This is a genomic window from Streptomyces niveus (genome assembly GCF_001723055.1).
GTDB classification, from domain to species: domain Bacteria; phylum Actinomycetota; class Actinomycetes; order Streptomycetales; family Streptomycetaceae; genus Streptomyces; species Streptomyces niveus.
Genome location: NZ_MDCR01000475.1, coordinates 1 through 3721, shown reverse-complemented (window position 1 = coordinate 3721; position 3721 = coordinate 1). Strand labels below are relative to the sequence as shown.

The 3721-nt window shown below is 73.0% G+C and carries 4 protein-coding genes; 2 read left to right on the top strand and 2 right to left on the bottom strand.

Annotated features, from left to right (window positions below):
• Both BHU15_RS36485 and BHU15_RS36480 read right to left on the bottom strand, forming a co-directional pair.
• Positions 1-540: FAD-binding protein (locus tag BHU15_RS36485; RefSeq protein ID WP_141726976.1), on the bottom strand; the 540-nt coding region annotated here is incomplete at its 3' end.
• Positions 482-1747, bottom strand: a complete 1266-nt coding sequence (locus tag BHU15_RS36480) for an MFS transporter (protein ID WP_069631012.1) — start codon at positions 1745-1747, stop codon at positions 482-484. The genes BHU15_RS36485 and BHU15_RS36480, both read right to left, overlap by 59 nt.
• Before the next feature lie 155 nt (positions 1748-1902).
• Here BHU15_RS36480 and BHU15_RS36475 point away from each other — a divergent pair, with 155 nt between their 5' ends.
• A complete protein-coding gene (locus BHU15_RS36475) occupies positions 1903-3030 on the top strand; it encodes a ferrochelatase (protein WP_069631011.1) in 1128 nt (375 codons plus the stop codon).
• A 76-nt stretch (positions 3031-3106) separates the two neighbouring features.
• On the top strand, positions 3107-3721 hold a 615-nt coding region (locus BHU15_RS36470; protein WP_069631010.1), incomplete at its 3' end, for an inositol monophosphatase family protein.

Sequence of the window (3721 nt, the reverse complement as noted above, 5' to 3'; positions counted from 1 at the left end):
CGCCGCGCAGATCCGGGCGCTGGAACTCATTCCGGCGGACGGCTCCGTACTGACGTGCTCGCCGACCGAGAACGCGGACATCTTCGCGAGCGCCCGGATCTGCGCGGCGATCGAGGCAGAGTCGCGGCCGGTGCCGTGCGTTCCGGTGGACGTCGCGCCCGCGACGGTCTGATCCATGATGTCGCCCATGTTGGTGAGCGACAGGCCTTCTCTGGCCAGGGCCTCGTTCAGCCGCCTCAGCGGGGTGCCCGCCGCCACGGTCACGGTGCCGGCCGCCCGGTCGATCTCCCGGATGCCGGTGAGCAGTTCGGGCCGTATCAGCAGGCCGTCGGTGGTCGCGGCGGACGTGAACGAGTGCCCCGTACCGACCGCCTTGACCCGCAGCCCGTCGGCGGCGGCCGTACGTATCGCCTCGGCGAGTTCTTCCACGGAGGCGGGGGAGAAGGTGCGCGTGGGACGGGAGCTCACGTTCCCCGCCCAGTTACGCCAGGTGCTTGTCGCGTTCCTCGTCGTCGCCGCGCTCGTACCGGTGCCGGTCATCAGCCCCACGCCCCTCCCGATCCGTTGGCCGCTCCCGCAGCCTGCGGTGGCCGAGCAGCGCCACCAGGGCCGCGGCCACTCCCGCCACCACGGGCACGGCGAACCCCGCCCGCGCCCCGGAGGCGTCCACCACCCATCCCGCGGCGGAGGAGCCGAGCGCCACCCCGACGGCGAGCCCGGTACTGACCCAGGTCATGCCCTCGGTGAGCTTGGTACGAGGTACGTGTGCCTCGACGAGGGCCATCGTCGTCACCATCGTCGGTGCGATCGACAGGCCGGCGACGAAGAGCGCCACGGCCAGGATCGGCAGATTCCCGGCCAGTTGGAGGGGGATCATACTCACGGCCATCGCACAGACACCCACCAGCCACCTCCTGGAGGCGCTGCCCCGCAGATGCAGCAGCCCGAAGACGGCCCCGGCGAGACAGGAACCGAGCGCGTACACCGCGAGCACGAGGCTCGCCGCCGTCTTGTTCCCCCGCTCCTCCGCGAACGCCACGGTCACCACGTCGATGGCCCCGAAGATCGCGCCGGTCGCCACGAACGTCACCACGAGCACCTGGAGACCGGAGGAGCGCAGCGCGGTGCCCCCGGTGTGGTGCTCACGCGGCTGCGGCACGGGCTCGGTGGCGCGCTGCGCCGTCAGCCAGAAGACCCCCGTCACCAGGAACACCGCCGCCAGCAGCGGGCCCGCCTCGGGGAACCAGGCCGTGGACAGACCGATCGCGATGATCGGCCCGAAGATGAAGCACAGCTCGTCGACGATCGACTCCCACGAGTACGCGGCGTGCAGCTCACGCGGCGACCCCCGGTACAGCTCCGCCCAGCGCGCCCGCACCATCGAGCCCACGCTCGGCACACAGCCCGCGCCCGCCGCGAAGACGAACAGCGTCCACTCCGGGGCCGACTGCTGGGCGCAGAGCAGAAGTCCGGCGACGGCCGTCACGGCGGTCAGCGCGGCGGGCCGCAGCACCCGCCGCTGGCCGTGCCGGTCCACGAGCCGGGAGATCAGCGGTCCCATCCCGGCGGCGGACATCGCGAGCGTCGCCGCGAGCGCCCCCGCCAGGCCGTAACGCCCGGTGAGCTGCGAGATCATCGTCACGACGCCGATGCCCATCATCGACAGCGGCATCCGGCCGACGAGACCGGCCGCGCTGAAACTCCGGGTGCCGGGCGCGGCGAAGATCGCGCGGTAGGGACTGGCCACGTGTCGCTCCGGTGGACGCTGTCGCGAGTGACGGCGCGTAGGGCCGCTGAGCACTGGCGGGTAAGGAATGAACAGGCGCAGACAGCTTACGGCCCGGCGGGCACCGGGCGCGCCTCGGTTTATCGCCCCCCGACCCTGGATGGCAGGATCGGGGCATGCCCGAACAGCTGACGACTTCCCCCTACGACGCCCTGCTGCTGCTGTCCTTCGGCGGCCCGGAAGGCCCGGACGACGTGGTTCCGTTCCTGGCGAACGTGACCCGTGGCCGGGGCATCCCCGAGGAGCGGCTCAAGGAAGTCGGGCAGCACTACTTCCTGTTCGGCGGGGTCAGCCCGATCAACGAACAGAACCGCGTCCTGCTCCGGGCCCTGCGCGCGGACTTCGCCGAGAACGGCCTGGAACTGCCCGTCTACTGGGGCAACCGCAACTGGGCGCCCTATCTGACCGACACCCTGCGGGAGATGACCAAGGACGGCAGACGCCGGGTCGCCGTCCTCGCCACCAGCGCGTACGCCTCGTACTCCGGCTGCCGCCAGTACCGCGAGAACCTGGCGGAGGCTCTCGCCACGCTCGTGGACGAGGGCCTTCGGCCGCCCCGTGTCGACAAGCTGCGGCACTACTTCAACCACCCCGGTTTCGTACGGCCCATGGCCGAGAGCGTGCTCGCGTCCCTCGCCGACCTCCCCGAGGACGTACGCGCGGGGGCTCACCTCGCCTTCACCACCCACTCCGTCCCGCTGGCCGCCGCCGACACCTCGGGCCCCGTCGAGGACCACGGAGCCGGCGGCGCGTACGTCGCCCAGCACCTCGACGTGGCGCGGCTCATCGCCGACACGGTGCGCGAGGAGACCGGGATCGAACACCCCTGGCAGCTCGTCTACCAGTCGCGCAGCGGCGCCCCGCACATCCCGTGGCTGGAGCCGGACATCTGCGACCACCTGCAGACCGTGCACGACGCGGGGGCCCCGGCGGTCGTCATGGTGCCCATCGGGTTCGTCTCGGACCACATGGAGGTGCTGTACGACCTGGACACCGAGGCCACCGCGAAGGCCGCCGAACTCGGCCTGCCGGTACGGCGATCCGCCACGGTCGGCGCCGAGAGACGGTTCGTCGCCGCCGTACGCGACCTGCTCCTGGAGCGCGCGGCGACCGAGCGGGGCCGGGCCGTCGAGCGGTGCGCCCTCGGGTCGCTCGGGCCCAGCCACGACCTCTGCCCGGTCGGCTGCTGCCCCGCGCGTACGCCCCGCCCGGCCGCCGCGGGCGCCGACAGCCCGTACGCCTGAGCCCCGCACGCACACCGCCTCGTACGCCCGCCGCCCGTCGCATCGCCCGGTGCCCTCCCGAGGAGTGATCCCGCCCGTGACCGACCCCCTGACCACCGAACTGCTCGCACTCGCCCTGGAGGCCGCGCGCCGGGCCGGGGAGCTGCTGCGTGACGGCCGCCCCGCCGACCTGGGCGTGGCCGCCACGAAGTCCAGCCCCATCGACGTCGTCACGGAGATGGACATCGCGGCCGAGAAACTGATCACGGGCTTCCTGGCCGAGAACCGCCCCGACGACGGCTTCCTCGGTGAGGAGGGCGCCAGTTCGGCCGGCAGCAGCGGTGTCCGCTGGGTGATCGACCCGCTGGACGGCACCGTCAACTATCTGTACGGGCTGCCGACCTGGGCCGTCTCCATCGCCGCCGAACGCGACGGCGTCACCCTCGTCGGCGTCGTCGAGGCCCCGATGCGCCGCGAGACCTTCCGGGCCGTGCGCGGCGGCGGCGCGCACCTGAACGACCGGCCGGTGAGCTGCCGCCCCACCCCGCCGCTGGACCAGGCGCTGGTCTCGACCGGCTTCAACTACGTCGCCACCGTCCGCACCCACCAGGCGGCCGTCGCGGCGCGGCTGATCCCGCGGCTGCGGGACATCCGGCGCGGCGGCTCCGCGGCCGTCGACCTCTGCGACGTCGCCGCCGGCCGGCTCGACGGC

Excerpts from the sequence above, each read along its gene's own strand:
- BHU15_RS36475 (WP_069631011.1), top strand. The coding sequence starts at position 1,903 with ATGCCCGAACAGCTGACGACTTCCCCCTACGACGCCCTGCTGCTGCTG.